The sequence below is a fragment of the Pseudonocardia sp. DxW genome, from assembly GCF_058448985.1.
In genome coordinates this window covers 128,044-151,983 of sequence record NZ_JBZFLK010000011.1, presented here as the reverse complement: position 1 = coordinate 151,983, position 23,940 = coordinate 128,044, and the positions used below count along the sequence as shown (strand labels likewise).

At 74.4% G+C, this 23,940-nt stretch carries 23 protein-coding genes, 1 tRNA gene, 1 pseudogene and 1 riboswitch; of the genes and pseudogenes, 12 read left to right on the top strand and 13 right to left on the bottom strand.

The features are described 5' to 3' along the window. Positions 1–81: 81 nt before the first annotated feature. Both ACVJO7_RS18730 and ACVJO7_RS18725 read left to right on the top strand, forming a co-directional pair. Positions 82–1,185 carry a LacI family DNA-binding transcriptional regulator gene (locus tag ACVJO7_RS18730; protein WP_491673955.1) on the top strand — a complete coding sequence of 368 codons (1,104 nt, stop codon included), beginning with the start codon at positions 82–84 and terminating at the stop codon, positions 1,183–1,185. Further along, complete coding sequence (locus tag ACVJO7_RS18725) at positions 1,179–2,030, top strand: MOSC domain-containing protein (RefSeq protein ID WP_491673954.1); 852 nt, start codon at positions 1,179–1,181, stop codon at positions 2,028–2,030. Before ACVJO7_RS18730 ends, ACVJO7_RS18725 begins: the two co-directional genes overlap by 7 nt. Here the strand turns inward: ACVJO7_RS18725 and otsB are convergent. From otsB to ACVJO7_RS18710, 3 genes are read right to left on the bottom strand one after another with little or no spacing between them, the layout of a single operon-like run. Further along, positions 2,008–2,802, bottom strand: coding sequence for a trehalose-phosphatase (gene otsB / locus ACVJO7_RS18720; RefSeq protein ID WP_491673953.1), 795 nt, complete (start codon positions 2,800–2,802; stop codon positions 2,008–2,010). The genes ACVJO7_RS18725 and otsB overlap by 23 nt on opposite strands. After that, positions 2,799–4,250 (bottom strand): alpha,alpha-trehalose-phosphate synthase (UDP-forming), encoded by a 1,452-nt coding sequence (locus ACVJO7_RS18715; RefSeq protein WP_491673952.1) that lies wholly within the window; start codon positions 4,248–4,250, stop codon positions 2,799–2,801. The genes otsB and ACVJO7_RS18715 overlap by 4 nt, the downstream gene beginning before the upstream one ends. A gap of 52 nt (positions 4,251–4,302) precedes the next feature. Continuing rightward, complete coding sequence (locus tag ACVJO7_RS18710) at positions 4,303–5,784, bottom strand: threonine/serine exporter family protein (RefSeq protein ID WP_491673951.1); 1,482 nt, start codon at positions 5,782–5,784, stop codon at positions 4,303–4,305. Positions 5,785–5,937: 153 nt separating this feature from the next. Here ACVJO7_RS18710 and ACVJO7_RS18705 point away from each other — a divergent pair. From ACVJO7_RS18705 to ACVJO7_RS18690, 4 genes are all read left to right on the top strand, one after another. Continuing rightward, positions 5,938–6,009: transfer RNA gene (locus ACVJO7_RS18705), tRNA-Thr, on the top strand. A gap of 103 nt (positions 6,010–6,112) precedes the next feature. Continuing rightward, on the top strand, positions 6,113–6,703 hold the full coding sequence (locus ACVJO7_RS18700) for a TetR/AcrR family transcriptional regulator (RefSeq protein WP_491673950.1): 591 nt from the start codon (positions 6,113–6,115) through the stop codon (positions 6,701–6,703). A gap of 123 nt (positions 6,704–6,826) precedes the next feature. After that, positions 6,827–7,507 (top strand): type 1 glutamine amidotransferase domain-containing protein, encoded by a 681-nt coding sequence (locus tag ACVJO7_RS18695; protein ID WP_491673949.1) that lies wholly within the window; start codon positions 6,827–6,829, stop codon positions 7,505–7,507. Continuing rightward, on the top strand, positions 7,504–8,160 hold the full coding sequence (locus tag ACVJO7_RS18690; protein WP_491673948.1) for an NAD(P)H-binding protein: 657 nt from the start codon (positions 7,504–7,506) through the stop codon (positions 8,158–8,160). The genes ACVJO7_RS18695 and ACVJO7_RS18690 overlap by 4 nt, the downstream gene beginning before the upstream one ends. 24 nt (positions 8,161–8,184) lie before the next feature. Here the strand turns inward: ACVJO7_RS18690 and ACVJO7_RS18685 are convergent, their stop codons facing one another. Next, positions 8,185–8,697: an alpha/beta fold hydrolase gene (locus tag ACVJO7_RS18685; protein ID WP_491674022.1), complete on the bottom strand. Its 513-nt coding sequence runs from the start codon at positions 8,695–8,697 to the stop codon at positions 8,185–8,187. Between the two features lie 33 nt (positions 8,698–8,730). Continuing rightward, entirely contained in the window at positions 8,731–9,603 is an 873-nt protein-coding gene (locus ACVJO7_RS18680; protein WP_491673947.1) for a helix-turn-helix transcriptional regulator, read from the bottom strand. Between the two features lie 56 nt (positions 9,604–9,659). On the opposite strand from ACVJO7_RS18680, the gene ACVJO7_RS18675 reads away from it, so the two are divergent. Further along, positions 9,660–11,216: an AMP-binding protein gene (locus ACVJO7_RS18675; protein ID WP_491673946.1), complete on the top strand. Its 1,557-nt coding sequence runs from the start codon at positions 9,660–9,662 to the stop codon at positions 11,214–11,216. Positions 11,217–11,374: 158 nt separating this feature from the next. Here the strand turns inward: ACVJO7_RS18675 and ACVJO7_RS18670 are convergent, their stop codons facing one another. The 4 genes from ACVJO7_RS18670 to ACVJO7_RS18655 are packed head-to-tail and all read right to left on the bottom strand — an operon-like array spanning position 11,375 to position 14,662. Beyond that, positions 11,375–11,788: a nitrile hydratase accessory protein gene (locus ACVJO7_RS18670; protein WP_491673945.1), complete on the bottom strand. Its 414-nt coding sequence runs from the start codon at positions 11,786–11,788 to the stop codon at positions 11,375–11,377. Continuing rightward, on the bottom strand, positions 11,785–12,414 hold the full coding sequence (gene nthA, locus ACVJO7_RS18665; protein WP_491674021.1) for a nitrile hydratase subunit alpha: 630 nt from the start codon (positions 12,412–12,414) through the stop codon (positions 11,785–11,787). The genes ACVJO7_RS18670 and nthA overlap by 4 nt, the downstream gene beginning before the upstream one ends. Continuing rightward, positions 12,411–13,121: a nitrile hydratase subunit beta gene (nthB, locus tag ACVJO7_RS18660; RefSeq protein WP_491673944.1), complete on the bottom strand. Its 711-nt coding sequence runs from the start codon at positions 13,119–13,121 to the stop codon at positions 12,411–12,413. The genes nthA and nthB overlap by 4 nt, the downstream gene beginning before the upstream one ends. After that, positions 13,118–14,662, bottom strand: coding sequence for an amidase (locus ACVJO7_RS18655; RefSeq protein WP_491673943.1), 1,545 nt, complete (start codon positions 14,660–14,662; stop codon positions 13,118–13,120). Before ACVJO7_RS18655 ends, nthB begins: the two co-directional genes overlap by 4 nt. A gap of 309 nt (positions 14,663–14,971) precedes the next feature. Between ACVJO7_RS18655 and ACVJO7_RS18650 the strand changes: the two genes are divergently transcribed. Continuing rightward, a complete protein-coding gene (locus ACVJO7_RS18650) occupies positions 14,972–15,733 on the top strand; it encodes an LLM class flavin-dependent oxidoreductase (RefSeq protein WP_491673942.1) in 762 nt (253 codons plus the stop codon). Positions 15,734–15,763: 30 nt separating this feature from the next. On the opposite strand, the gene ACVJO7_RS18645 is transcribed toward ACVJO7_RS18650, so the two are convergent. Both ACVJO7_RS18645 and ACVJO7_RS18640 read right to left on the bottom strand, forming a co-directional pair. After that, a complete protein-coding gene (locus ACVJO7_RS18645; protein WP_491673941.1) occupies positions 15,764–17,233 on the bottom strand; it encodes a substrate-binding protein in 1,470 nt (489 codons plus the stop codon). A gap of 49 nt (positions 17,234–17,282) precedes the next feature. After that, entirely contained in the window at positions 17,283–17,675 is a 393-nt protein-coding gene (locus ACVJO7_RS18640) for an ArsR/SmtB family transcription factor (protein ID WP_491673940.1), read from the bottom strand. Between the two features lie 245 nt (positions 17,676–17,920). Continuing rightward, positions 17,921–18,019, top strand: a riboswitch (glycine riboswitch). 45 nt (positions 18,020–18,064) lie between these two features. Here ACVJO7_RS18640 and gcvT point away from each other — a divergent pair. From gcvT to ACVJO7_RS18620, 4 genes are read left to right on the top strand one after another with little or no spacing between them, the layout of a single operon-like run. Continuing rightward, positions 18,065–19,219 (top strand): glycine cleavage system aminomethyltransferase GcvT, encoded by a 1,155-nt coding sequence (gcvT, locus tag ACVJO7_RS18635; protein ID WP_491673939.1) that lies wholly within the window; start codon positions 18,065–18,067, stop codon positions 19,217–19,219. A gap of 11 nt (positions 19,220–19,230) precedes the next feature. Continuing rightward, positions 19,231–19,617 (top strand): glycine cleavage system protein GcvH, encoded by a 387-nt coding sequence (gene gcvH, locus ACVJO7_RS18630; protein ID WP_491673938.1) that lies wholly within the window; start codon positions 19,231–19,233, stop codon positions 19,615–19,617. Next, positions 19,614–20,885: a serine hydroxymethyltransferase gene (gene glyA, locus ACVJO7_RS18625; protein ID WP_344021285.1), complete on the top strand. Its 1,272-nt coding sequence runs from the start codon at positions 19,614–19,616 to the stop codon at positions 20,883–20,885. The genes gcvH and glyA overlap by 4 nt, the downstream gene beginning before the upstream one ends. Positions 20,886–20,895: 10 nt before the next feature. After that, positions 20,896–22,278 (top strand): L-serine ammonia-lyase, encoded by a 1,383-nt coding sequence (locus ACVJO7_RS18620; RefSeq protein WP_491674020.1) that lies wholly within the window; start codon positions 20,896–20,898, stop codon positions 22,276–22,278. 70 nt (positions 22,279–22,348) lie between these two features. Here the strand turns inward: ACVJO7_RS18620 and ACVJO7_RS18615 are convergent, their stop codons facing one another. Together ACVJO7_RS18615 and ACVJO7_RS18610 are read right to left on the bottom strand one after the other, a co-directional pair. Next, positions 22,349–22,663: a hypothetical protein gene (locus tag ACVJO7_RS18615; protein ID WP_491673937.1), complete on the bottom strand. Its 315-nt coding sequence runs from the start codon at positions 22,661–22,663 to the stop codon at positions 22,349–22,351. Between the two features lie 34 nt (positions 22,664–22,697). After that, positions 22,698–23,639: pseudogene (locus tag ACVJO7_RS18610) on the bottom strand (LLM class flavin-dependent oxidoreductase); the annotation flags it as partial. Positions 23,640–23,940 lie beyond the last annotated feature (301 nt).

Sequence of the window (23,940 nt, the reverse complement as noted above, 5' to 3'; positions counted from 1 at the left end):
GCCGGACTGCGACGATGTGATCCATACGCCCGGGCCGGGCCGGACTTTCACCCGGGTGACGCCGCCGCTACCGTTCGAGGCGTGACCGGTCCCCAGCACCAGCGGCGTCCGGCGACGCTCGCGTCGCTGGCGGCCGAGCTCGGCGTCTCCCGGACCACCGTGTCCAACGCCTACAACCGCCCCGACCAGCTGTCCGCGCCGCTGCGCGAGCGCGTCCTGGAGGCGGCCCGCCGGCTCGGGTACCCCGGCCCGGACCCGGTGGCCCGCTCGCTGCGCACCCGCCGGGCCGGCGCGGTCGGGCTGCTGCTCACCGAGGCGCTGAGCTACGCCTTCCGCGACCCGGGCGCCACCGGCTTCCTGGAGGGGCTCGCGCTGGCCTGCGAGAAGGCGGGCACCGGGCTGCTGCTGGTGCCGGTCAGCCCGGAGCACTCCGACGTCGACGCCGTCTACCAGGCGGGGGTGGACGGCTTCGTCGTCTACTCGGTCAGCGAGGACGACCCGCACTTCCGCGCCGTCCTGCAGCGTCCGGTGCCGACCGTGGTGTGCGACCAGCCGGCCGGCGTCGAGGGCGTCGACCGGGTCGGCGTCGACGACCGGGCGGGCACCCTGGCGCTCGGCCGCTACCTGGTGGAGCTGGGGCACCGGCGGATCGGCGTGTTGTGCATGCGGCTCAGCTCACAGCGGTACGACGGGCCGGTCGGGCCCGAGCGGCAGGAGCGCAGCACCTACAGCGTGCAGCGGGAGCGGCTGGCCGGCCTGCGCGAGGCGTTCACCGAGGCCGGGGTCAGCTGGTCCACGGTGCCGGTGGTCGAGCGCTTCGAGCACTCCGCCGAGGCAGGCGCCGACGGCGCGGCCGCCCTGCTGGACGCGCACCCGGGGATCACCGCCGTCGTCTGCACCTCCGACATCCTCGCCCTCGGCGCGCTCGGCGAGGCCCGGGTCCGCGGCCTGCGGGTCCCCGAGGACCTGTCGGTCGCCGGGTTCGACGGCGTGCCCGAGGCCGACCGGGTCGGGCTGACCACGGTCCGGCAGCCGTTCCGGGAGAAGGGCCGGGAGGCCGGGCGGCTGCTACTGGAACGCGGCGACCGGCACGTCTCCGAGCACGTCACGCTGCCGACCGAGCTCGTCGTCGGCTCCACCACCCGGGCGCTGCGGCAGTCGGGGGAGTTCTTTTCCGGATGGTGAGGCTGACCGGTCTCCTCCGGTACCCGGTGAAGTCCTGCCGCGGGACGTCGGAGGACCGGCTCCCCGTCGAGCGCGCCGGCCTCGCCGGCGACCGGCGGTGGATGGTCGTCGACCCGGACGGCGTGATGGTCACCGGCCGCAGGCACCCGCGGCTGGTCCTCGCCGAGCCCCGGCCGACCGGCGCCGGGCTGGAGGTGACCGGCCCCGGCCTCCCGGTGCTGCGGGTCGCCGAGCCGGCCCCGACTGTCGGGACCGTCCCGGTGCGGGTGCACCGCTCGGACACCGCCGGGGTGCCGGCGGGCCCCGAGGCCGACCGGTGGTTCTCCGGGCTGCTCGGCACCGACGTGCGCCTGGTGCACCTCGACGACCCGGACCGCCGGCGGCCCGATCCGGAGTTCTCCCGGCCGCAGGACCGGGTGTCCTACGCCGACGGGTACCCGCTGCTGCTGACCTCGCAGGACTCCCTCGACGCGCTGAACGAGCTGGTCGCGGACGGCCCGCACGCCGCGGAGGGGCCGCTGCCGATGAGCCGGTTCCGGCCGAACCTCGTCGTGTCCGGGACGGCGCCGTGGGCCGAGGACGGCTGGCGGCGGATCACCGTCGGCGACGTCGCGTTCCGGGTCGCGAAGCCCTGCGCCCGGTGCGTGTTCACCACCGTCGACCCGGTGACGGCCGATCGCGGCCGGGAGCCGATGGTCACCCTCGCCCGGCACCGCCGGGTGGGCGGCGGCGTGCTGTTCGGCGTGAATCTCATCCCCGATCTCGATCCCGATCCCGGCCCCGGCCCGGGCCCCGAGCTGCGGGTCGGCGACGAGCTGACCGTCACCGGCCGGGCCCGCTCCTGACCGCACCGGTCCGCGCGTCGGCCAGCCGGTGCAGCAGCGGTTCCAGCTCGTGCGGATCGGCGATCCGGTACCCGGCGGCGGTGGCGCCGTCGCCGACCTTGATCCCGACGTCGTCCGGGCCGAGCGTGCCGAACACGGTCTCGTCGGTGACGTCGTCGCCGGCGAACAGCACCGGACCGGCGCCGAGCACGTCGCGCAGCGCGGCCACCGCGGCGCCCTTGGTGGTGCGCAGCACCGCGAGGTCCAGCACGTCCTTGCCCGCGGTGGCGTCGACGCCGTCGCGCACCCACTCGGCCTCGACCTGCTGCAGCAGCGCGGCACCGGTCGCCGGGTCCATCCCGCGCACGTGCACGGCGCCGCCGGCCGGCTTGGTCTCCAGCCGGGCGCCCGGGGCGGCCTCGACCAGCTCCCGCAGGCCGTCGAGCAGCGCGGCCCGCCGCCGGGCCTGCGCGTCGCTGAGCAGCCCGCCGCGGCCGAGCAGCTCGGAGAGCCGCGCGTCGAACTCGGCGCCGTGGCTGCCGACCAGCCCGACCGGCGGGCCGAAGCCGGAGACGGTCGCGAGATCGTCGAGCCCGCGGCCGGAGACCAGCACCACCGTGGTGGCGTCGGTGCCGGCGAGCCGGCGCACCGCGTCGGCGGACCCCGGCAGCGGCCGGGACGCCGACGGATCGTCCACCAGCGGCGCCAGCACGCCGTCGAAGTCGAGCGCCACCAGCAGCCGGTCGGCCCGGGCCAGCCGGTCCAGCGCGCCGGCCGGGCCCGCCGGCGTCACCGGTCCACCTTCACGCCCAGCGTCTCCAGGAACGAGCGCGCCCACCGGTCCACGTCGTGGTCGAGCACCTGGCGGCGCAGCGTGCGCATCCGCTTGCGGCCCTCGTCGGGGTTCATCGTCAGCGCCGCGTACAGCGCCTCCTTGACCCCGTCGGTGTCGTGCGGGTTCACCAGCAGCGCCGAGGTCAGCTCGATCGCGGCGCCGGCGAACTCGGACAGCACCAGCACGCCGCCGTCGTCGTGCCGGGCCGCCACGTACTCCTTGGCGACCAGGTTCATGCCGTCCCGCAGCGGGGTGACCAGCATGACGTCGGCGGCCAGGAAGAACGCGACCAGCTCCTCGCGGGGCAGCGAGCGGTGCAGGTAGTGCACGGCGGGATGGCCGACCCTGGCGAACTCGCCGTTGATCCGGCCGACCGCCTGCTCGATGTCGTTGCGCATCTGCTGGTAGTGCTCGACCCGCTCGCGCGACGGCGTGGCCAGCTGGATCATCACGGTGTCGATGGCCGACTCCGCTCCGCTGCGCGTCGTGTCGCCGCCCGTGATCCGGTTCTCCTCCAGGAGCTCCTGGAACGCGCGCAGCCGCACGTCGATGCCCTTGGTGTAGTCCAGCCGGTCGACGCCCAGCACGATCCGCGCGGGGTTCCCGAGCTCCTCGCGGATCTGCGCGGCGCGCTTCAGGACGGTCTCGGTGCGGGACAGCTCGTCGAGCTGCTTGGTGTCGATCGAGATCGGGAACGCGCCCAGCCGGACCTGCCGGCCGCCGTAGCGCACCACCTCCGGATCCCGGTCCGGGGTCGCGCCGGCCAGCTCCTGGGCGAGCCAGTGGAAGTTGCGGACGCCGCCGTCGGTGTGGAACCCGACCAGGTCCGCGCCGAGCAGGCCCTCCATGATCCGGGTCCGCCACGGGAGCTGGCGGAACAGCTCCACCGGGGGGAACGGGATGTGCAGGAAGAACCCGATCCGCAGGTCCGGCCGCAGCTCGCGCAGCCGCCCCGGGACCAGCTGGAGCTGGTAGTCCTGCACCCACACGGTCGCGCCGTGCGCCGCGACCCTGGCGACCTCCTCGGCGAAGCGCTGGTTGACCACGGTGTAGGCCCGCCACCAGTGCCGGTGGAACTGCGGCTGGGCGACCACGTCGTGGTAGAGCGGCCAGAGCGTGCCGTTGGAGAGGCCCTCGTAGTAGTCCTCGACCTCCTGGGCGGAGAGCCGGACCGGGTAGAGCGACAGGCCGTCCTCCACCAGCGGATCGACCTCGACGTCCGGGACGCCGGGCCAGCCGACCCAGGCGCCCTCCCGGGCCCGCAGCGTCGGTTCCAGCGCCGTGACCAGGCCCCCCGGGCTGCGCTTCCAGCCGGTGCTGCCGTCCGGCCGGCGTTCGTAGTCCACCGGCAGCCGGTTGGCCACCACCACCAGATCCGCCGCGGTCACCGGTTCGCCGCTGGTCACATGCCCTCCTCGACGCACGGGCCGCGGGCGCGTCCCGGGCCCGTCGCCGAGCCTACTTCGAGTCGGCGGGGGCGGCCTGCGATTCGGCGGCGTCGGAGTCCGGCGCGAGCATGTAGCCGCTGCCGGTGGACGGGCTGTCCCCGGAGGCCGGCGTCTCCTCCGGCCGGCGCCGCGGCCGGGTCGCGAACTGGCCCAGCGCCACACCGGAGGCCAGCGCGAGACCGATCGCCAGCGCGATGGTGACCGTCACCAGTCCCTCCGAGACGCCCTCCACGGCCAGTTGGTAGAAGCCGCGGTAGGCGGCCAGGCCGGGGAGCAGCGGGGTGACGCCGGCCAGCGTCACCACCATCGGCGGGGTGTCGGTCCCGCGCCGGAGCAGCCCGGCGGCCAGGCCGACCACCAGGGCCGCGGCGCCGGTCGCCGGGACCGCCCCGATCCCGAACACCTGGGTCAGCACGCCGTAGACCGCCCAGCTCGCCGCGCCGACCGCGCCGGCGATCGGCAGCGAGCGCAGCGGGGCGTACCCGGCGAGCGCGTAGAACGCGGCCGCCAGGGCGCCGGACAGCACCGACAGGCCGAACTGCCCGACGCTGGACGGCAGGTCCCCGGACACCTCGATCGGCACGTCGAACTGGAAGCCCAGCTGCAGCCCGAGCACGACGCCGGTGAGCAGCCCCGCCGACAGCAGCGAGATCTCCACGATCCGGGCCGCCGCCGTCAGGTAGTAGCCGGTCAGCGCGTCCTGCACGGTGGAGACGACGCTCAGCCCGGACAGCAGCACGGTGATCCCGGCCGCCACGATGAACGAGGGTCTGGTCCCGGCCGGGAACAGCCCGATCGAGATCAGCAGGATCGTCGACGCGGTCACCAGGAAGCCGCCGAGCACCTGCTGGAAGAACGACGCGACCCCCCACCGGGCCAGCAGCCTGCCGATCCGGTCGATCACCGCCGTCGTGACGAAGGCCGCCGTGGCGGTGATCGGGCCGCCGCCGAGCAGCAGCGCGATCGACGCGGCCAGCCCGGCCCAGCCGAACGTCGCGACCCAGCGCGGGTAGGGGTGCGGGCTGCGCACCACGTCCGACACCCGCGACGACGCCGCGCGCACGTCCAGCCGGCCCGCCTCCAGGTCGCGGACGATCTGCTCGGTCTCGGCCAGCCGGGACAGGTCCAGGGTCCGGTAGCGGACCAGCCGCATCGTGGTGACCGGCTGTGCCGCGTTGCCCCGGTGGCAGCACATCGTGATCGAGGTGAACGTGATGTCGACGTCCACCGCCGGGAGGCCGGCCGCGTTGGCCAGCCGCAGCATCGTCGCGGTGACCTCGTCCACCGACTCGCCACTGGACAGCTCGATCTCGCCGATCCGCATGCAGAGGTCGAGGACCTGCTGGACCTGGGCGTCGTCGGGGACCTGGGGGCCGAGCATCAGCATCGGCACCGTCGACGGGCCGGGGGTCAGCAGCCGTTTCGCGTCCCGCCGCAGCGCCCCGCGCAGTCGCCGCGCGAACCTGTCGACGGGCGGCGTGTCCTCGGCCACGTTCGGTTCACCTCTCCTGTAGTCCGTGCGGCCTCCCAGGCTAGGGATCTGTGTCGGGCGGGTGACGGCGGCACGGCCGGACGCCCGTCCGGTGCGTCCGGTGGGCGGGCGGGGAGGGTGTGGGATGGGCGGGAAGCTAGTCTGGGGCGACCCGCCGGTGTAGCTCAGTGGTAGAGCAACTGTCTTGTAAACAGTAGGTCGTCGGTTCGATCCCGACCTCCGGCTCCGCGTCTGACCAGGTGTTCCCCCGCTGCGCGGAGTCCCGTCGCGCGGCTCGCCCGTCCCGCAGCGACTAGACGACTGGTCTAATGGGCCGTAGAGTGGCCCCGTGCCCGCCACCGACACCCGGCAGAACATCCTCGACGTCGGCCAACGCCTGATGGCCGACCGGGGATGGGGGTCGGTGGGCATCAACGAGGTGCTCGGCGCGGCCGGGGTCCCCAAGGGCTCCTTCTACCACTGGTTCAGCTCGAAGGACGCCTTCGGCGAGGCGATGATCCGGAACTACTTCGTCGGCTACCTGGCGGAGATGGACGGGATCCTCGCGGGTACGTCCCCGGCGGCCGGGCGGTTGATGGACTACTGGCGGAACTGGCGTGCCACCCAGAGCCTCCGGGACTGTCAGGGCAGGTGCCTGGCGGTCAAGCTCGGGGCCGAGGTGGCCGACCTGTCGGAGTCGATGCGGACGGCGCTGAAGGCGGGCACCGACGCGATCGTCGACCGGGTGCGGCGGACCGTCGAGGCGGGCCTGGCGGACGGTTCGATCCCGGTCGGGCTCGACGCCGCCGCCACCGCCCGCACGCTCTACGACCTGTGGCTGGGGGCCAGCGTGATGGCGAAGATCCAGCGGGACGCCGCCCCGCTGGACAATGCGCTCGCCGTCACCGGGCGGATGCTGGGCGTCACGACGGCCGGATAGCGGCTGGCCGGTCCGGTGCATGACGGTGCTCGATGCCGGGTACTAGCCGACCGGTCTACTTCCACGACCACGGCACGAACAGCACGCGAGACACAAGCACGCGACACACGACGGAGGAGCTGCATGAAGGTCACCATCGTTCTCACCTCGCACGACGAGCTCGGCGACACCGGGCGGAAGACCGGGTTCTGGCTGGAGGAGCTGGCCGCGCCGTACTACCGGTTCGTCGACGCCGGTCACGAGGTCGTCCTGGCCTCGCCCGCGGGCGGCCGGCCGCCGCTCGACCCGGCGAGCAACGAGCCGGACTTCCGGACCGACGACACCCGTCGGTTCGAGGCCGATCCGGTCGCGACCGCGGCGCTGGCGAACACCGTGCGGCTGGACTCGGTCACCGCGGCCGACGCGGACGCGGTGTTCTACCCGGGCGGTCACGGGCCGCTGTGGGACCTCGCCGAGGACCGGGACTCGGTGCGCCTGATCGAGGACACGCTGCGTGCCGGCAAGCCGGTGTCCCTGGTGTGCCACGCGCCGGGTGTGCTGCGCCACGTCGTCGACGAGGACGGCGCACCGCTGGTGTCCGGGCGCCGGGTCACCGGTTTCACCAACTCCGAGGAGGCGGCCGTGGGGCTGGTCGACATCGTCCCGTTCCTGGTCGAGGACGAGCTGACCCGGCTCGGTGGCGACTACTCGCAGGGCGACGACTGGGCGTCCTACGTCGTGCAGGACGGTCTGCTGATCACCGGCCAGAACCCGGCGTCGTCCGCGGCGGCGGCCGACGCCCTGATCGCGCGGGTCGCCGCGTGAAGGTCTTCGTCATCGGCCTGACCGGCGGGGTCGGCTCGCTCGCCGCCCGGTCGCTGCAGGAGCGCGGCGACTCCGTGTCCGGCCTGGTGCGCCGGGCCGGGCAGCGCGACGAGCTGGTGGCGGCGGGCGTCGACGCGACGCTCGGCGACCTGACCACCATCACGGCGGCCGAGCTCGCCGGGCTCGTCCGCGGCGCCGACGCGATCCTGTTCACCGCCGGTGCCGGCGGCGCCGGGGCCGAGGCCACCTCGGCGATCGACGGTGCCGGGGTCGACACGGCGATCGAGGCCGCGCGGATCGCCGGTGTCCGGCGCTTCCTGCTGGTCTCGGTGTTCCCCGAGGCGTGGCGCGAACGGAACCTCGGGCCCGGCTTCGACCACTACATCGCGGTGAAGAAGGGCGCGGACGTCGCGCTGACCGGCAGCGGCCTCGACTGGGTCGTCCTCCGGCCGGCGGTGCTGCTCGACGAGCCAGGGCGTGGCACCGTCGCGCTCGGCCCGGCGCAGATCCACACCGAGGTCACCCGCCGGGACGTCGCCGACACGCTGGTCGCGCTGCTGCACGAGCCACGGGTCTCCCGGCAGATCCTCGAGCTCGCCCGGGGCGCGACCCCGATCGCCGAGGCTGTCGTGGCCGCCGTACCCGCCGGCTGAGCGGGCCCGTGCGAATCCGGGCGGTCAGCCCCGGCCCGGCCGCAGGTGCCTGCCGAGGAACTCCTCGACGTGTCGCAGGACGGTGTCCGGGTGGCTCTCGATCAGGAAGTGGCCGCCCCCGGGCACCAGGTGGATCTCGCCGTCCGGGAGATCCGCGGCGAACGCGCGGGCGCCGGCCGGGCCGAAGATCCCGTCGTTCTCGCCCCAGACGGCGAGCAGCGGGACCTGCGTCTCCCGGAACCAGGCGTGCAGCTCCGGGTAGAGCGGCGGGTTCGTGGCGTAGGCACGGAACAGGCTCAGCTGCGACTTGTCGGAGCCGGGGCGGGCCATCGAGGCGGCGTCGATCGTCCAGGTGTCCGGGTCGACGAGCTCGGGCCGGTCCACCCCGTGCAGGTACTGCCAGCGGATGGCCGGTTCGCCGAGCGCGGCGCGCACCGCGGGCTCGGTGGCCGGGCCCGGGTCGTTCGCGTAGGCCCAGACCGGCGCCCAGAAGTCCCCGACGAAGCCCTCGTCGTAGGCGTTGCCGTTCTGGCTGATACGCCCGCACCCGCGGCGACGGGTGACCCGAGGTCAGGGCAGCAGCCGGTGCCGGCGTGCCTGCACCACCGCGCCGTGCCGGTTGGTCGCGTGCAGCTTCCCGATCAGGCTCTTCACGTGCCCCTTCACGGTGTACAGCCGGACGCCGAGCGCTGCCGCGACCTCCCGGTCGCCCAGCCCGGCCGCGACCAGCGCCAGCACGTCGCGCTCGCGGCGGGTGAGGTGCACCGGGGGACCACCGTGGTCCGCGGGCCCGGGGAGGAGGTGCTCGGCGGCGGTGCGGACGGCGGTGGCGAGCTGCTCGTCGTCGATCCGCGCGGCGAGCGCGGACAGCTCCGCGAAGGTGTCCTGGGCGCGCACGCGCAACCCGTCCGGGTCGGGTCCGGCAGCGCCGGCAGTGCCGTCGGTGCCGGCAGGGCCGCCGGTGCGGACCGCGGCGGTCACGGCCAGCTCCTGCTCCAGCGCCCTCGCCTCCGCCACCACGACGTCGAGCACCCGGTCGAGACCCTGGTGCGGGGTCCGGTGCGAGGCGTAGAGCACCGCCACCGGACGCCGCGCGACCACCACCGGCACCGCGGCGAGCGCGCGCAACCGCTCGGCCCGGATGATCGCGTCGTACCGGTGGGTGATCATGCCGTTCGCGATGTAGTCGGGCACCGCCAGCGCGCGCTGCTGTGCCACCACCCGCCCGCCGAGACCCTGCCCCGGTTCCAGGTTCGCCCCGCGCAGCGGTCCGACGACCTGGCCGTCGAAGTGCTCCAGCAGCACCCCGCCGGGGCCGACCCGGCCGCCGAAGGCGAGCGAGCTGCCGGTGCCCCGCCGGATCCGGGCCAGCGCCCGGCCGATGCTCGCGGGCAGCGCGGCACCGATCCCCCTCGTCGGGGGGTGGGCGTCGACGCTCGGCACGACGACAGTCTCGCCCGGTGGGAGCAGTACCTACAAGGAACAGCCGAGGAGCAGCCATGTCGGACGTCGCCGGGACCCTCAGCCGCTGGCTCGACGAGTACGGATCGCCGGACGCGGACGCGGCGCACCTGCTGTGCGACCGGCACGATCCGGCCGCCGTCGCCTTCCGGTTCGTCGACGTCACCGGCGACGGGGATCTGACGTGCGCCACGGCCACCTACGGCGAGCTCGCCGACGGGTCCCGGCGGCTGGCCGGCGCGCTGGCCGCCCGCGGGGTCCGGCGCGGCGACCGGGTCGCCGTCCTGATGTCCAAGCGCCCGGAGCTGGTGCTCACCCTGCTCGCGATCTGGCGGCTCGGCGCGGTGCACGTCCCGTTGTTCACCGCCTTCGCCGAGGGCGCGATCCGGCTGCGGGTGGAGAGCGCCGGCGTGCGGCTCGTCGTCACCGAGCCCGCCGAACGGCCCAAGCTCGACGCCCTGGACGGACTCGACGTGCTCGTCACCGGTGCCGGGTTCGACGAGCTGGTGACCGGCGGCGAGCCGTGCACCGGCACCGAGGCGGTCGGCGGCGACGGCGCGCTGCTGCAGCTCTACACCAGCGGCACCACCGGGAAGCCGAAGGGCGTGGTGGTGCCGGTGCGGGCGCTCGCCTCCTTCCACTGCTACCTGCACCACGGGCTGGACGTCGCCGCGGACGACGTCTACTGGAACATCGCGGACCCCGGCTGGGCCTACGGGCTGTACTACGGGATCGTCGCGCCACTGCTGGCCGGGCGGCCCAACCTGCTGTTCCGCGGGAACTTCACGCCGGCCTCCGCGATGGCGGTGCTGCGGACCTTCGGCGTCACCAACTTCGCCGGTGCCCCCACCGTCTACCGCGCGCTGAGCAAGAGCGGCGCGGTCGAGGGCGTCACGCTGAGGCGGGCGTCGTCGGCCGGTGAACCGCTCACCCCGGACGTCGTGGCCTGGGGGGAGCAGACCTTCGGGACCCCGATCCGGGACCACTACGGCCAGACCGAGCTCGGCATGGTGATCGGCAACCACTGGCACGACGACGTCGTGCACCCGATCCGGGACGGTTCGATGGGCCGGCCGCTGCCCGGCGTCACCGCGGACGTCGTCGACGGCCAGATCGCGATCGACGCGACCGCCAGCCCGCTGTTCTGGTTCGCCGGCTACGACGGCGCGCCGGAGCGGACCGCCGAGCGGTTCACCGCCGACGGGCGCTGGTACCTCACCGGCGACACCGGCCGGGTGGATCCGGACGGCCACTTTTTCTTCACCGCCCGCGACGACGACGTGATCCTCGCCGCGGGCTACCGGATCGGCCCGTTCGACGTCGAGAGCGTGTTGATCACCCATCCCGAGGTCGCCGACGTCGCGGTGGTCGGACGCCCCGATCCCGAGGGTGTCCGGGGCGAGGTCGTCGAGGCGTTCGTGGTCCCGGCGGGCGAGGTCACCGCCGACCGGCACGCCGGACTGGCCGGTGAGCTGCAGGCGCTCGTCCGGGACACCTACTCCCGGCACGCCTACCCGCGGACGGTCCACTTCGTACCGGAGCTCCCGAAGACGCCCAGCGGCAAGATCCAGCGCTACCTGCTGCGCGCCCGCTGATCGTCCCGCTCCCGGAACGACCGGACGGCGGCCACGACATCGGTCGCGACGTCGGCCGGGTACCGGCACGGTGCCCGGATCGGCCGGGAAGGTCGTCCGGACGGACCCGGCCCGCGGGGAGTGCGGACCGGGCCGTCGCGGTCCTCGTCCGGCGTCGCTCAGCGCCGGGCCGGGTCGACCGTGACCGGCTCGCGCCGGGCCTCGTGGTGGTTGGCATTGCGCGGCGTGGCGAGCACCTGGCGGGTGCGGTCGTCCAGCGCGGCCGAGTCGGACAGCGCGCCGCTCGCGGCCAGGGTGTGCTCCAGCGCGTCGAGCCAGTGCAGGTAGTAGCTCCACGGCTCGCCGGCGTCGCCGGCCTCCCACTGCCGGATCGAGTCGATCAGCGACAGCTGGAACTCGCTCCACTCGTAGTGGCCCTCGTGGTAGGCGGCCACCGCCATCGCGAACGCCCGCAGCTCCCACGGCTCGGCGAACGGCCGGTCCGCGCCCGGCATGTCGCACACCAGCTTCTCCACCCGGCGCCGGGCGTCGCCCAGCTCGGTGGCGTCGGTGCGGACCCCGGTGCCGCTCATGCGGCGGACCCCACCGGCAGCGGCGCGCCGACGCCGATCATCGAGTCGCGGGTGACCAGCGCGGCGAGCTCCTCCTCGGACAGGTTCTCGCTGCCCGCCGGGCGCTGCGGCAGCACCCAGTAGCGCAGCTCGGAGCTGGAGTCCCAGACCTGGATCTCGACCGAGTCGGGCACCGGGAACCCGAAGTCCTCGGCGAGCACCGTGCGCGGCTCGCGCACGATCCGGGCCCGGAACGGCGGCGCCTTGTACCAGTTCGGCGGCAGCCCGAGCACCGGCCACGGGTAGCACGAACACAGCGTGCAGACGATCACGTGCTGCACGGTGTCGGTGTTCTCGACGACCACCATCTCCTCGCCCTGCAGGCCGCCGATGCCCAGCTCGCGGCAGGCGGCGGAGGCGTCGGCGAGCAGCCGCTCCTTGAAGGCCGGGTCGGTCCACGCCTTCGCGACGACCTTCGCCCCGAGCTGCGGGCCGACCTCGTTCTCGTAGACCTCGGCGAGCCGGTCCACGGCCGCGGTGGTCATCACGCCCTTCTCGATGAGCAGCGCCTCCAGGGCCTTGACCCGGGCGGTGATCTCCTCCTGCGAGCTGAGGCGGGTGTCGGTGCGGATCTCGGTCACGGTCAGGCTCCCTGGGGGACGGTCGCGGGTGCGGGGCTCAGGTAGGGCTCCCACACGTCGAAGTAGTTCGAGCCGTTCGGGTCGGCGGTCTCGGCACCCCACAGCTCGGTCGCGGTGAACCGCACGGTGTAGAGGTGCTCCGGGCAGTCGCCGAGCCCGTTGCCCGCGGTGTCCGGGTACAGGTAGGTGCCGTGCGCGGCGGTGACGACGCCGCGCTTGCCGCGGATGTAGCGGGCCCGGCGGGTGTGCCCGAACGGGCTGTCGTCGGAGACGACGATCTCGTCGCCGACCGAGAACTGCGCCTTCCGGTCGGACTCGCGGTGCGCCGGGAACCCGTTGGTGACCGCCCAGTCGACGAACTCGACGATCTCGGTGTCGGTCTCCCGCTCGGGCAGCGGGGCGTCCGGGTTCTCCAGGTAGTAGCGGGTGCGCTCGGCGAGCTCGGCCGGGTCGAGCAGGCCGGCTGCCTCGGCGTAGTGCTCGACGGCGTGCGCCCAGTGCTCGTAGTAGTTGGAGAGCAGGTACTCGGCCGGGTCCATCTTCTCGATGCCGTGCCGGAACTGGTCGACGTTGAACAGCCCGGCCCGCGCGCTCTGCGCGAACATCGAGAAGGCGATCTTCTCCCACTCGGCGCGGAACACCGGCTCGGCCATGTGGTCGTTCTCGACCTTGCCCAGACCGTCGGTTCCGCCGAGATCGAAGACTCCGTTCACTGCTGTCCTCCCACGGTGGTGAGCGCCGGCGGGGCGGGGAAGCCGCCGACGGCCTGCTCGAAGGTGTGTGCGACGCGCAGCACGGTCGCGTCGTCGAAGCGCTTGCCGACGATCATCAGCCCGGCCGGCAGCCCGTCCACCAGGCCGGCCGGCACGCTCGCCGCCGGATGCCCGGTGACGTCGAACGGGGCGCAGTTGCCGACCATCCCGAGCGCGGTGGGCAGGTAGCTGTCCAGGTCGGCGTCGAGCCCGATCAGCTCCGGAGCGGTGTAGGGCAGGGTCGGCATCACCAGCACGTCGTAGCTGCCCAGCGCGGCGTCGTAGGCCGCGCGCAGGTCGAACGCCAGGTTGCGGGCCATCCCGTAGTACGAGCCGCCGCCGTGGCCGAAGGTGTAGCCGCCGGACAGGCCGACCAGCTTCACCGTCTTGGACAGCTCCGCGCCGCGCTCGATCCGCTGCCGCGCGTAGTGCGCGATCAGCTCGGGATCGTAGAGACCGGGGTAGTTCATCCCGTAGGCGTTGCCGGCGACCATCTGGTAGGCGGCACCTTCGGTGGCGATGACGTTCCAGACCGCCATCCCGTCGAGGTGCCAGGGGATCGACACCTCCTCGGCGGTCAGCCCGGCCCCGCGCAGGGTGTCGATCGCCTCCCGCACGGTCCGGTCGACGCCCGGGTCGCTCTCCGGGCGGCCGAAGCCCTCGGTCACGATGCCGACCCGCAGCCCGGCCGCCGACGTGCCGAGTGCGGCGAGGTAGTCGACCGGCTCCAGCGAGGTGGGCTGGCGGGCGTCGAGCCCGTCGACGCCGGCCAGCACTCCGAGCATCAGCGCGGCGTCGGAGACGGTCCGGGTGATCGGTCCGAGATGGTCGATCGTCGCCTCGATCGGGAACGCACCGGTGTAGGGCACCAGACCGTGCGTCGGCTTGTGCCCGACCGTGCCGGAGAACGCGCTGGGGATGCGGATGGAGCCGCCCTGGTCACCGCCGACGGCCAGGTCGACCGCGCCACTGCCGACCAGTGCGGCGCTGCCGCTGGACGAGCCGCCGGCCGCCCGCGACGGGTCCCAGGGGTTGCGCACCGGCCACGGCCGGGAGGTGAAGCTGGCACCGGAGAAGCACAGGTCCTCGCAGACCGCCTTGCCGGTGATCGTCGCCCCGGCGGCGAGCAGCCGGGTCGCGACGGTGGCGTCCCGGCGCGGGACGAAGCCCTCGACGGTCGCCGAGCCGTTGGTCATCGGGACCCCGGCGAGCGAGATGTTGTCCTTCAGGGCGACGGTCCGCCCGGCCAGCGGGCCGTCCGCGGCGCCGGGCACCGACGTCGTCACGTACCAGCCGCCGAGCGGGTTGTCGGCCGGTTCGGCCCAGGCGCGCTCCGGCATCTCGGGGGCCGACGCCCGGTACAGCTCCTCGACCCGCTCCGTCGCGCTCAGCGTCGCGGTCACGGCGGGGAGGAACTCGGCGAGCTCGGCTTCGGACAGTCCGAACGCGTGCTGGGAGTTGATCGCCGCGAGCCGGGCGGGATCAGGGGGTGGTAGTGCCATGGAGCAGAACTCCTCACGTGCTGTGGATGGGAGAAAGCTAGGGAGCCCGCCCTGTCGTGTCAATGTTTGCCGACGCGTTGACAGGAGTTCTGACCTGGACGTCAACCGCCCGTCATCCGGGTGAGATCAGGACCGCCCCTCGGTATCGGACGCCGGTCCCCCCGACCGCACGATCCGTGGGACGCTGCCCGGGTGCGTCCCGGTCGCGGGCCACCGACGCGTCGCGGGAGGAACGGTGCAGATGGACGGCCTGCTCCGGAGCCGGACGGCGGTGGACGTGCCGGTCGACGACCCGGGCCTGCCGGACCGGTGGGCCTAGCCGTGCGCCTGGGCGCGCTGCTCGCGCACCTGTCGGACGCGCCGCCGTACCCGGTGGTCGGGTGGGCGCGCCGGCTCGCCGCCGCCGGGTTCCGGAGCCTGTGGGCACCCGAGATCATCGGGCGCGGCCGGCTGGTCCCGGACCCGTTCGCGGCGCTGGCGGCCGCGGCGGCCGCCACCTCCGACGTCGAGCTGGGGACCGGGACGGTGCAGGTTCCGCTGCACCATCCCGCCGAGCTCGCGCACCGGATGCTCTCGCTGCAGGCGGTGTGCGGCGACCGGCTGTCGCTCGGGGTGAGCCCGGGCTCGACCCGGAGCGACTACGCCGTGCTGGGGCGCGACCACCGGGGCCGTTTCCGTGCCTTCGACGAGAACATCGTCCGGCTGCGGGCACTGCTCGCCGACGGTGGCGACGCGCAGGCCCGGCTCGCCGACCCGCCGGGTGCCGGCCGCCCGCCGCTGCTGCTCGGCTCGTGGGGGGCGAACGTCGAGAAGGCGGCCCGCCACTTCGAGGGCTGGCTCGGCTCGGCCTTCCGCGTCACCCCCGACGAGCTGCTCGCCGCGCACGACCGGTTCCGGGCCGCCGGTGGCCTCCGCGCGGTCGCGTACGCGATCCCGGTGCCCGCGGGCGCCGATCTCGGGCCGATCGGCGAGCAGCTGCGCCGCTACGCCGACGCGGGCTTCGACGACGCGGTCGTGGCGATCGCGCCGGGCGGGCCGGACCCGGAGCGGGTGCGGGCACTGCTGCCCTGAGCCCGGCGGGCCGCCGCGCGGCCCGCGCCCTCACCGGCGGCGGCCCGGACGGGTCCGCGCGGCGCCGGTCCGCACCGCGCCGTCGCTGTCCGACATCGACCCGAACGTGGCCCCGCGCGCCGCGGCCAGGTGCAGCGGCTGCTCCACGTGATGACGACCGTCCAGGGCGATCGTGCCGCGCGGCACCTCGAACCGGCCGTGGCGCATCTCGTCGGCCACCGGGGTGGGGTCGGTGGTCCGGACCTGCCGGGCCGCGGCCGCCCACACGTGGATCGCCTCGAACATCGACTCGGACAGGCTGGACAGCGGCGGCGCCCAGCGGCCGAACCGCTCGCGGTAGCGCTGCAGCAGCGTCCCGTTGCGCTCGGTCTGCAGGTGTTGGAAGTAGCCGGACACCCCGTGGATGCCCTCGGACGCCTCGAACCCGATCCGCTCCAGGGTGGCCTCGTCCATCGCCGGGCCCAGGCTGACGGTGCGCTCGCGCAGGCCCATCGCATGGCACTGGCGCTCGAACGCGGCGGCGTCGGCGCCGACGAAGGTGTCCAGCACGATGTCCGCCCCGGACGCGGCGATCCGCTCGATCAGCGGGCCGAAGTCGCGGGCGCCGAGCGGGGCGTACCCCTCGCCGACCAGCACCGCGCCGTTGCCGGGCAGTACCTCCCGGGCGATCCGGTTCACCGTCCGCGGCCAGACGTAGTCGTTGCCGGCCAGGAACCAGCGCCGCCCGCCCGCCGACCGCATCACCGGGCCCGCCGCCAGCGCGATCTGGGTCCACGGCCGCTCGCCGAGCCGGATCCGCAGCCGCGACTCGCCGCCGCCCTCGTTCATGTTGGTGTGCACGACCAGCACGTCGTGGCCGGTCAGCGCCGAGGACACCGCCTGGTAGGTGGCCGACGTCGTGGTCAGGAAGATCGTCCGGCAGCCCGCGCGGGCCAGCCGCAGCGCCTCCAGCGCGCCGGTGCCGGGATCGGTCGCGTCGTCGGCGTGCAGCAGCTCGACCGGCCGCCCGCCGATCCCGCCCGCGGCGTTGACCTCGTCGACGGCGAGCACGGCGGCGTTCGCAACGGCCGAGGCGAACACGCTCCCGGAACCGGACCGGCTGGTGAGGGCGCCGATCCGGGGGCCGGTGGCGGCCCGGTCGCGCACCGGGTGCCCGCGCCGGCGCATCAGCCACTCCAGGCCCTGCTCGTCGATGTGCGCGTCGAGCCGGATCCGGGTCCCGCCGGGGGCCGCGGTGAAGCGCAGCCGGATCCGGCCGCGCCACGGCTGGTCGTGGGTGATCGTGATGCCGTGCGGCCTGCGCAGGTCGCTGATCCGGCCCAGGACGTCGACCGGCGGGCCGTCGCCGATCGGCGCCCGCAGGGTGACCGGCTGGCCCAGCGCGACCCGGTCGCAGGACGCGCCGAACAGCCAGCCGCCGCCGTCGCGGCCGAACCGGTCGAAGACCACCTCGGGTGCGACGGCGGCGAACTCGTCCACCGTGACCGCGATCGTCCCCATGCCGACGGGTGGGGCGTCGCTCAGCGGGGCCCGGTGGCGACCCGCCGGGTCATCCGGCGGCCTCCTGCCGTCCGGCCCCGGAGGCGCTCTCCGCGGCGGACCTGGCCTCGCCCAGCGAGGACTGGAACAGGTTCCGGAGCAGCGCGATCACGTCGGCGGCGGCGCCGCCGGGCTCGATGGCGTAGTAGCGGAACCTGCCGGACCGGCGTTCGCTGACCAGGCCGGCGATCCGCAGTACCCGCAGGTGGGTGGAGACCGCGGTCCGGCCGACCGTGGTGATCCGGTCCGCCAGCTCGCCCGCGCTGCACTCGTCGCTCTCGGAGAGCACCGCCAGGATCCGGCGGCGGACCGGATCGGCGAGCGCGTCGAAGGCGAGACCGGCGTCCCGGCCGCCCGCGCCGACCAGGCCGGACGCACCAGACGCGTCAGGATCCGTTGACATGGTACGGAGTCTAACCGGGCCGGCCCGCTGCGCGCGGGTAACCCGGGACACGGGGCCGGCGACCACCGCCCGGGCCACCGGGTGCCGCCGGACCCCTTCCCTCCCGCCCGGGAATCGGTATCGTCCTCCCGACAACTGAAGACCGGGCCGTACGAGCCCGCGCGGAAGAGACCTGTCGCACGACCGGGCAGGCACCGGAGGAGCAAGCACCCCGCCAAACTCTCAGGTACCCCACACCGCACGGGCCAGGCCACTCTGGAAAGCAGGCGTCGGACACGCCTCGCCGATGGTGAAAGCCGGTCGTGCACCGGTGAATCTCTCAGGCTCGGGACAGAGGGGGACCGTGTGGGCGGCACCGCCCACGCGTCTGCCCCGGGGTGAGCACCACGATGACCCAGACCGAGACCCAGACCGACACCACGACCCGGACCGGGCCGAGCGAGCGCGAGCTGCTGCGTTCGGTGCTGCACGACACGCACGTCGCGCTCGGGGCGACCTTCACCGACTTCGCCGGCTGGGCGATGCCGGTCCGCTACACCGGGGACCTCGCCGAGCACCACGCGGTGCGCCGCGCCGCCGGCCTGTTCGACCTCTCGCACATGGGCGAGATCCACGTCGAGGGCCCGGCGGCCGCCACGGCGCTGGACGGCGCGCTGGTCGGCGACCTCGGCGCGATGACCCCCGGCCGGGCCCGCTACACGATGATCTGCGCGCCGGACGGCGGCGTGCTCGACGACCTGGTCGTCTACCGGCTCGCCGCGGAGCACTACCTGGTCGTGGCCAACGCGTCGAACCGGCTGCGGGTGGCCGCCGAGCTCGCCGGGCGCTGCACCGGCGACGGCGTCACCGTGACCGACCGCTCCGCGGACACCGCGCTGATCGCCGTGCAGGGCCCCGCCTCCGCCGCGATCGTCGAGACCGCGACCGGTGCCCCGGTCGGCGACCTGCGCTACTACGCGGGCCGCCCGGCGACGCTCGCCGGGCACGACGTGCTGCTGGCCCGCACCGGCTACACCGGCGAGGACGGCTTCGAGGTCTACGTCGGCACGGCGGGCGCGGCCGCCGTCTGGGAGCGGCTCACCGCGGCCGGGACCGGGCACGGGCTGGTGCCCTGCGGACTCGCCTGCCGCGACACGCTCCGGCTGGAGGCCGGGATGCCGCTGCACGGACACGAGCTCGGCCCCGGGCTCTCGCCGTTCGCGTCCGGCCTGGGCCGGGTCGTGAAGTTCGGCAAGGAGGCCGACTTCGTCGGCCGCGCCGCGCTCGCCCGCGAGCGGGACACCCCGCAGGCCCGGGTGCCGGCCGGGCTGCGCGGCAGCGGCCGGCGCGCGCCGCGGGCCGGCCATCCGGTGCTCGACGACGCCGGGACGACCGTCGGCGAGGTGACCAGCGGCGTGCTGTCCCCGACCCTGGGCCACCCGATCGCGATGGCCTTCGTCGACCGGGCCGTGTCCGCGCCCGGCACCGCGCTCGCCGTCGACGTCCGCGGCCGGCCCGAGCCGGTCGAGATCGTCGACCTGCCCTTCTACACCCGTTCCGACTGAGAGGACCCGGCATGTCTGTTCCCGACGACCTGCGCTACACCGAGCAGCACGAGTGGGTACGGGTCGAGGGTGACACCGTCACCGTCGGCATCACCGCGCACGCCGCCGAGGCGCTGGGCGACGTCGTGTTCGTCCAGCTCCCCGCGGCGGGCGACACCGTCACCGCGGGCGAGGCCTGCGGCGAGATCGAGTCCACCAAGTCGGTCAGCGACCTGTTCGCCCCGCTCGGCGGGACCGTCAGCGCCGTCAACGAGGCGCTCGACGACGCACCGGAGACCGCGGGCGAGGACCCCTACGGCAAGGGCTGGCTGTTCCGGGTCGAGCCCGGCGAGGCCGGCGTCCCGGAGCTGCTGACCGCCGCCGAGTACCGCTCGCTGACCGGGGAGGGTGGCGCGTGAACAGCACCTTCGGTGCGTCGCTGGCCGACGCCGATCCCGAGGTCGCGAAGGCCGTCGACGCCGAGCTGGCCCGGCAGCGCGACACCCTGGAGATGATCGCCTCGGAGAACTTCGCCCCGGTCGCGGTGCTGGAGGCGCAGGGCTCGGTGCTCACCAACAAGTACGCCGAGGGCTATCCCGGCCGCCGCTACTACGGCGGCTGCGAGCACGTCGACGTCGTCGAGCAGCTGGCGATCGACCGGGCCCGAGAGCTGTTCGGCGCCGAGTACGCCAACGTGCAGCCGCACTCCGGCGCGCAGGCCAACGCGGCCGCGATGGCGGCGCTGCTGCAGCCCGGGGACGGCATCCTCGGCCTCGACCTGGCGCACGGCGGGCACCTCACGCACGGCATGAAGCTCAACTTCTCCGGACGGCTCTACCGGGTCTCGGCCTACCACGTGGACGCCGCGACCGGGCTCGTCGACATGGCCGAGGTCGAGCGGGTCGCCCGCGCCGAGCAGCCGAAGCTGATCATCGCCGGCTGGTCGGCGTACCCGCGCGAGCTGGACTTCGCCGGGTTCCGGCGGATCGCCGACGAGGTCGGCGCGCTGCTGATGGTGGACATGGCGCACTTCGCCGGGCTGGTCGCCGCCGGTGAGCACCCGAGCCCGGTGCCCTACGCCGACGTCGTCACCAGCACCACGCACAAGACGCTCGGCGGCCCGCGCGGCGGGCTGATCCTGGCCCGCGCCGAGCACGCGAAGAAGCTGGCGTCCGCGGTGTTCCCCGGCCAGCAGGGCGGCCCGCTGGAGCACGTGATCGCCGCCAAGGCGGTCGCGCTGCGGATCGCCGGGACCGAGGAGTTCGCCGAGCGCCAGCGGCGCACCGTGCAGGGCGCCCGGCTGCTCGCCGAGCGGCTGGTCGCCGCGGACTGCGCGGACGCCGGCATCCGGGTGCTCACCGGCGGCACCGACGTGCACCTGGTGCTGGTCGACCTGGTGAACTCCGAGCTGGACGGCCGGGCCGCCGAGGACCGGCTGCACGACGTCGGGATCACGGTCAACCGCAACGCCGTCCCGTTCGACCCGCGCCCGCCGATGATCACCTCCGGGCTGCGGATCGGCACCCCGGCGCTGGCCACCCGCGGGTTCGACGCCGACGACTTCCGGGAGGTCGCCGACATCGTCGCCGGCGCTCTCGCCCCGGGCTTCGACGCCGCGCGGGCGACCGCCCTGCGCGAGCGCGTCGCGGCCCTGGTCGCGCGCCGCCCGCTCTACCCGGGGCGCTGACCCGATGCCCGTGCCGGTCAGCGTCTTCGACCTGTTCTCGATCGGGATCGGCCCGTCCAGCTCGCACACCGTCGGCCCGATGCGGGCCGCGGCACGATTCGTCACCGGTCTCGCCGAGGACGGCCTGCTGCCCCGCGTCGGGCGGGTCCGGGCGGAGCTGTTCGGGTCGCTGGGCGCGACCGGGCACGGGCACGGCAGCGGCCCGGCCGTGCTGCTGGGGCTGCTCGGGGAGCGCCCCGAGACCGTCGACACCGCCCGCGCGCCGGACGTCGTCGCCGGGATCGGCGCGGCCGGGCGGCTCCGGCTCGGCGGCCGCCACGAGATCGCCTTCTCGGCGGCCGACGACGTCGTGCTGCACCGCCGCCGGACGCTGCCCGAGCACCCCAACGGGATGGAGTTCCGGGCCTGGGACGCCGACGGCGGGGAGCTGCGGGTCCGCACCTTCTACTCGGTCGGCGGCGGGTTCGTGCGCGGCCCGGCCGGACCGCCGGACGGGTCCGCCGACGGTGCCGGCCCGGTGCCGTCCCCGTCCCCGTTCCCGTTCCACAGCGGTGCGGACATGCTCGCCACCTGCGCCCGGACCGGTCTGCCGGTCAGCGGTGTGATGCGCGGCAACGAGCGGGTGCACCGCGACGACACCGCGATCGACGACGGTCTGCTGCGGATCTGGGAGGTCATGCGCGAGTGCGTGCGCAGCGGTTGCGAGCGGGACGGCGTGCTGCCCGGTGGCCTGCGGGTGCGCCGGCGCGCCCCGGGCCTGCACCGGCGGCTGCTGGCGGCGAGCCCGGGGGCCGATCCGCTGGACGTGATGGACTGGGTCAGCCTGTTCGCGATCGCGGTGAACGAGGAGAACGCCTCCGGCGGCCGGATCGTGACGGCACCGACCAACGGCGCCGCCGGCATCGTCCCGGCGGTGCTGCACTACTACCACCGGTTCGTCCCCGGTGCCGACGACGCCGGTGTGGTGCGCTTCCTGCTCACCGCGGGCGCGATCGGGTCGATCATCAAGGAGAACGCGTCGATCTCCGGTGCCGAGGTCGGTTGCCAGGGCGAGGTCGGTTCGGCCGCCGCGATGGCCGCGGCCGGATTGACCGAGGTGCTCGGCGGGACCCCGGAGCAGGTGGAGAACGCCGCCGAGATCGCCGTCGAGCACCACCTGGGTCTGACCTGCGACCCGGTCGGCGGGCTGGTCCAGATCCCGTGCATCGAGCGCAACGCGGTCGGGGCGGCGAAGGCGATCCACGCCGCCCGGATGGCGCTGTACGGCGACGGGACGCACGTGGTGTCGCTGGACAAGGCGATCAAGACCATGCGCGAGACCGGTGCGGACATGAAGGTGAAGTACAAGGAGACGTCGCGCGGCGGGCTGGCGGTCAACGTGATCGAGTGCTGAGTCGAGCGCTGACTCGAGCGCTGAGCGGGCCGGCCGGTCCCGGGGCGGCGGTCGCCGCCGCCCCGGCGGGCTACTCGACGACCGGGCCGTGCACCGCCTCCGCGAGCTCCACGAAGGTCGCCCACTCGGCGAGCAGCGCGGCGAACTCGGGGGCCTTCCCGGCGGCCCGGTACTCGTCGATGTCGGTCACCTCGATGACCTCCAGGTAGGCGACCGACGGGGTGCCTGCACCGTCCAGGGTGCCGTCGATCCGGGTGACGTCGTAGCTCAGGATCGCCGGGCAGGCCCGGGCGACCGGGTAGTCGCTGCGCCGGATCCACTCCTCGTAGGCGGCCGGATCGACGCCGGGCAGCAGCCGGTTCAGGAAGTACACGCGGTGGGTCACGGGAGTTCTCCTCACAGGGGGGACGGCGGCCGGTTCACAGCCGGGGGAGCACCTCGCGGGCGGTGAGCTCGGCGATCCGGCCGGCCTCGGGGGCCGGGAACAGCCAGAGCCCGACCGAGTCGGAGCCGGCGTCGAGCAGCGCGCGCAGCTTCTCCACGCACTCGTCCGGGTCGCCGGCGACGGCCAGATCGGAGATCCACTGCTCGGGCAGCGCGTCGGCGAGCCCGTCCGGCCCGACCTCGGCGAGCAGCGCGGTGAGCTCGTCCTGGATGCCGTAGACCCGGGACAGCGCGGTGTCCGGCATGGCGGACAGGTAGAACGCGACCGACTCGCGGACGGCCCGGCGGGCGACCTCCCGGTCGTGATCGACGGAGAACAGCGCGTAGGTGACCAGCCGGTGCTCGTCGGTGCGGTCGGCGGCCTTGCGGCCCTCGTCGATCCGGGCCCTGGCCCAGCGGACGTAGTCGGTGCCCGACAGCGTGGACAGCACGGTCCCGTCGGCGATCTCGCCGGACAGCCGCAGGCCCTTCTCGTTCACCACGCCGGTGTAGAGCGGCACCCGGGTGGCGGTCGGGTGGGCCAGCTCGATCCGGTCGAACCGGTAGTGGCCGTCCTCGGTGACCTGCTCGCCGTCGCACAGCCTGCGCACCGCGCCGACGCACTGGCGCAGCGCGGACAGCGCGCGCGGCGGCATGATGCCCATCTGGTCGAGCCAGGCCGGGACGCCGTGCCCGATGCCGCCGTAGATCCGGCCCGGGAACAGCACGTCGAGGGTGGCCAGCTCCATCGCCAGGATCGCCGGATGCCGGGCCGAGGCGGACACGATCCCCAGCCCGAGCGGGATGTCGGTGGTCGCCGACAGCGCGGCGGCGGCCCCGGCCATCCCGCCGGAGAAGAAGCAGTCCTCGGAGAACCACAGCTCCCCGAAACCCAGCTGTTCGGCGGAGCGGGCGGTGGCCACGATGTCCCCGGGGGCATGTGGCTGCCCAGCACCAGGCCGACGGGGGAGCGGGCGGCGCTCACCGGTTCGGTCCGGACGGGCGGGTACACGGCGGTTCGGTCACGGGGCCTCCACTCCGCACAGGATCGTCGTCCGACCCTAGGTTCGCCGTCCGGTACCGGTCTCCGTCATATCCACCGAGGTGGGGGCTGAAGTTGTGCACGATGCCCAGCGGTCCGGAACCGGACGTTTCCACCTGACACGGAACACGAAAACCGCGCGATCTTCGGGCGGAACGCACAGGAGCGGCCCCGCCCCGCTGTCTAGCGTCGGATCC

Excerpts from the sequence above, each read along its gene's own strand:
- ACVJO7_RS18725 (WP_491673954.1), top strand. The coding sequence starts at position 1,179 with ATGGTGAGGCTGACCGGTCTCCTCCGGTACCCGGTGAAGTCCTGCCGC.
- ACVJO7_RS18695 (WP_491673949.1), top strand. The coding sequence starts at position 6,827 with ATGAAGGTCACCATCGTTCTCACCTCGCACGACGAGCTCGGCGACACC.
- ACVJO7_RS18675 (WP_491673946.1), top strand. The coding sequence starts at position 9,660 with ATGTCGGACGTCGCCGGGACCCTCAGCCGCTGGCTCGACGAGTACGGA.
- ACVJO7_RS18670 (WP_491673945.1), bottom strand. The coding sequence starts at position 11,788 with ATGAGCGGCACCGGGGTCCGCACCGACGCCACCGAGCTGGGCGACGCC.
- ACVJO7_RS18655 (WP_491673943.1), bottom strand. The coding sequence starts at position 14,662 with ATGGCACTACCACCCCCTGATCCCGCCCGGCTCGCGGCGATCAACTCC.
- ACVJO7_RS18645 (WP_491673941.1), bottom strand. The coding sequence starts at position 17,233 with ATGGGGACGATCGCGGTCACGGTGGACGAGTTCGCCGCCGTCGCACCC.
- ACVJO7_RS18640 (WP_491673940.1), bottom strand. The coding sequence starts at position 17,675 with ATGTCAACGGATCCTGACGCGTCTGGTGCGTCCGGCCTGGTCGGCGCG.
- gcvT (WP_491673939.1), top strand. The coding sequence starts at position 18,065 with ATGACCCAGACCGAGACCCAGACCGACACCACGACCCGGACCGGGCCG.
- gcvH (WP_491673938.1), top strand. The coding sequence starts at position 19,231 with ATGTCTGTTCCCGACGACCTGCGCTACACCGAGCAGCACGAGTGGGTA.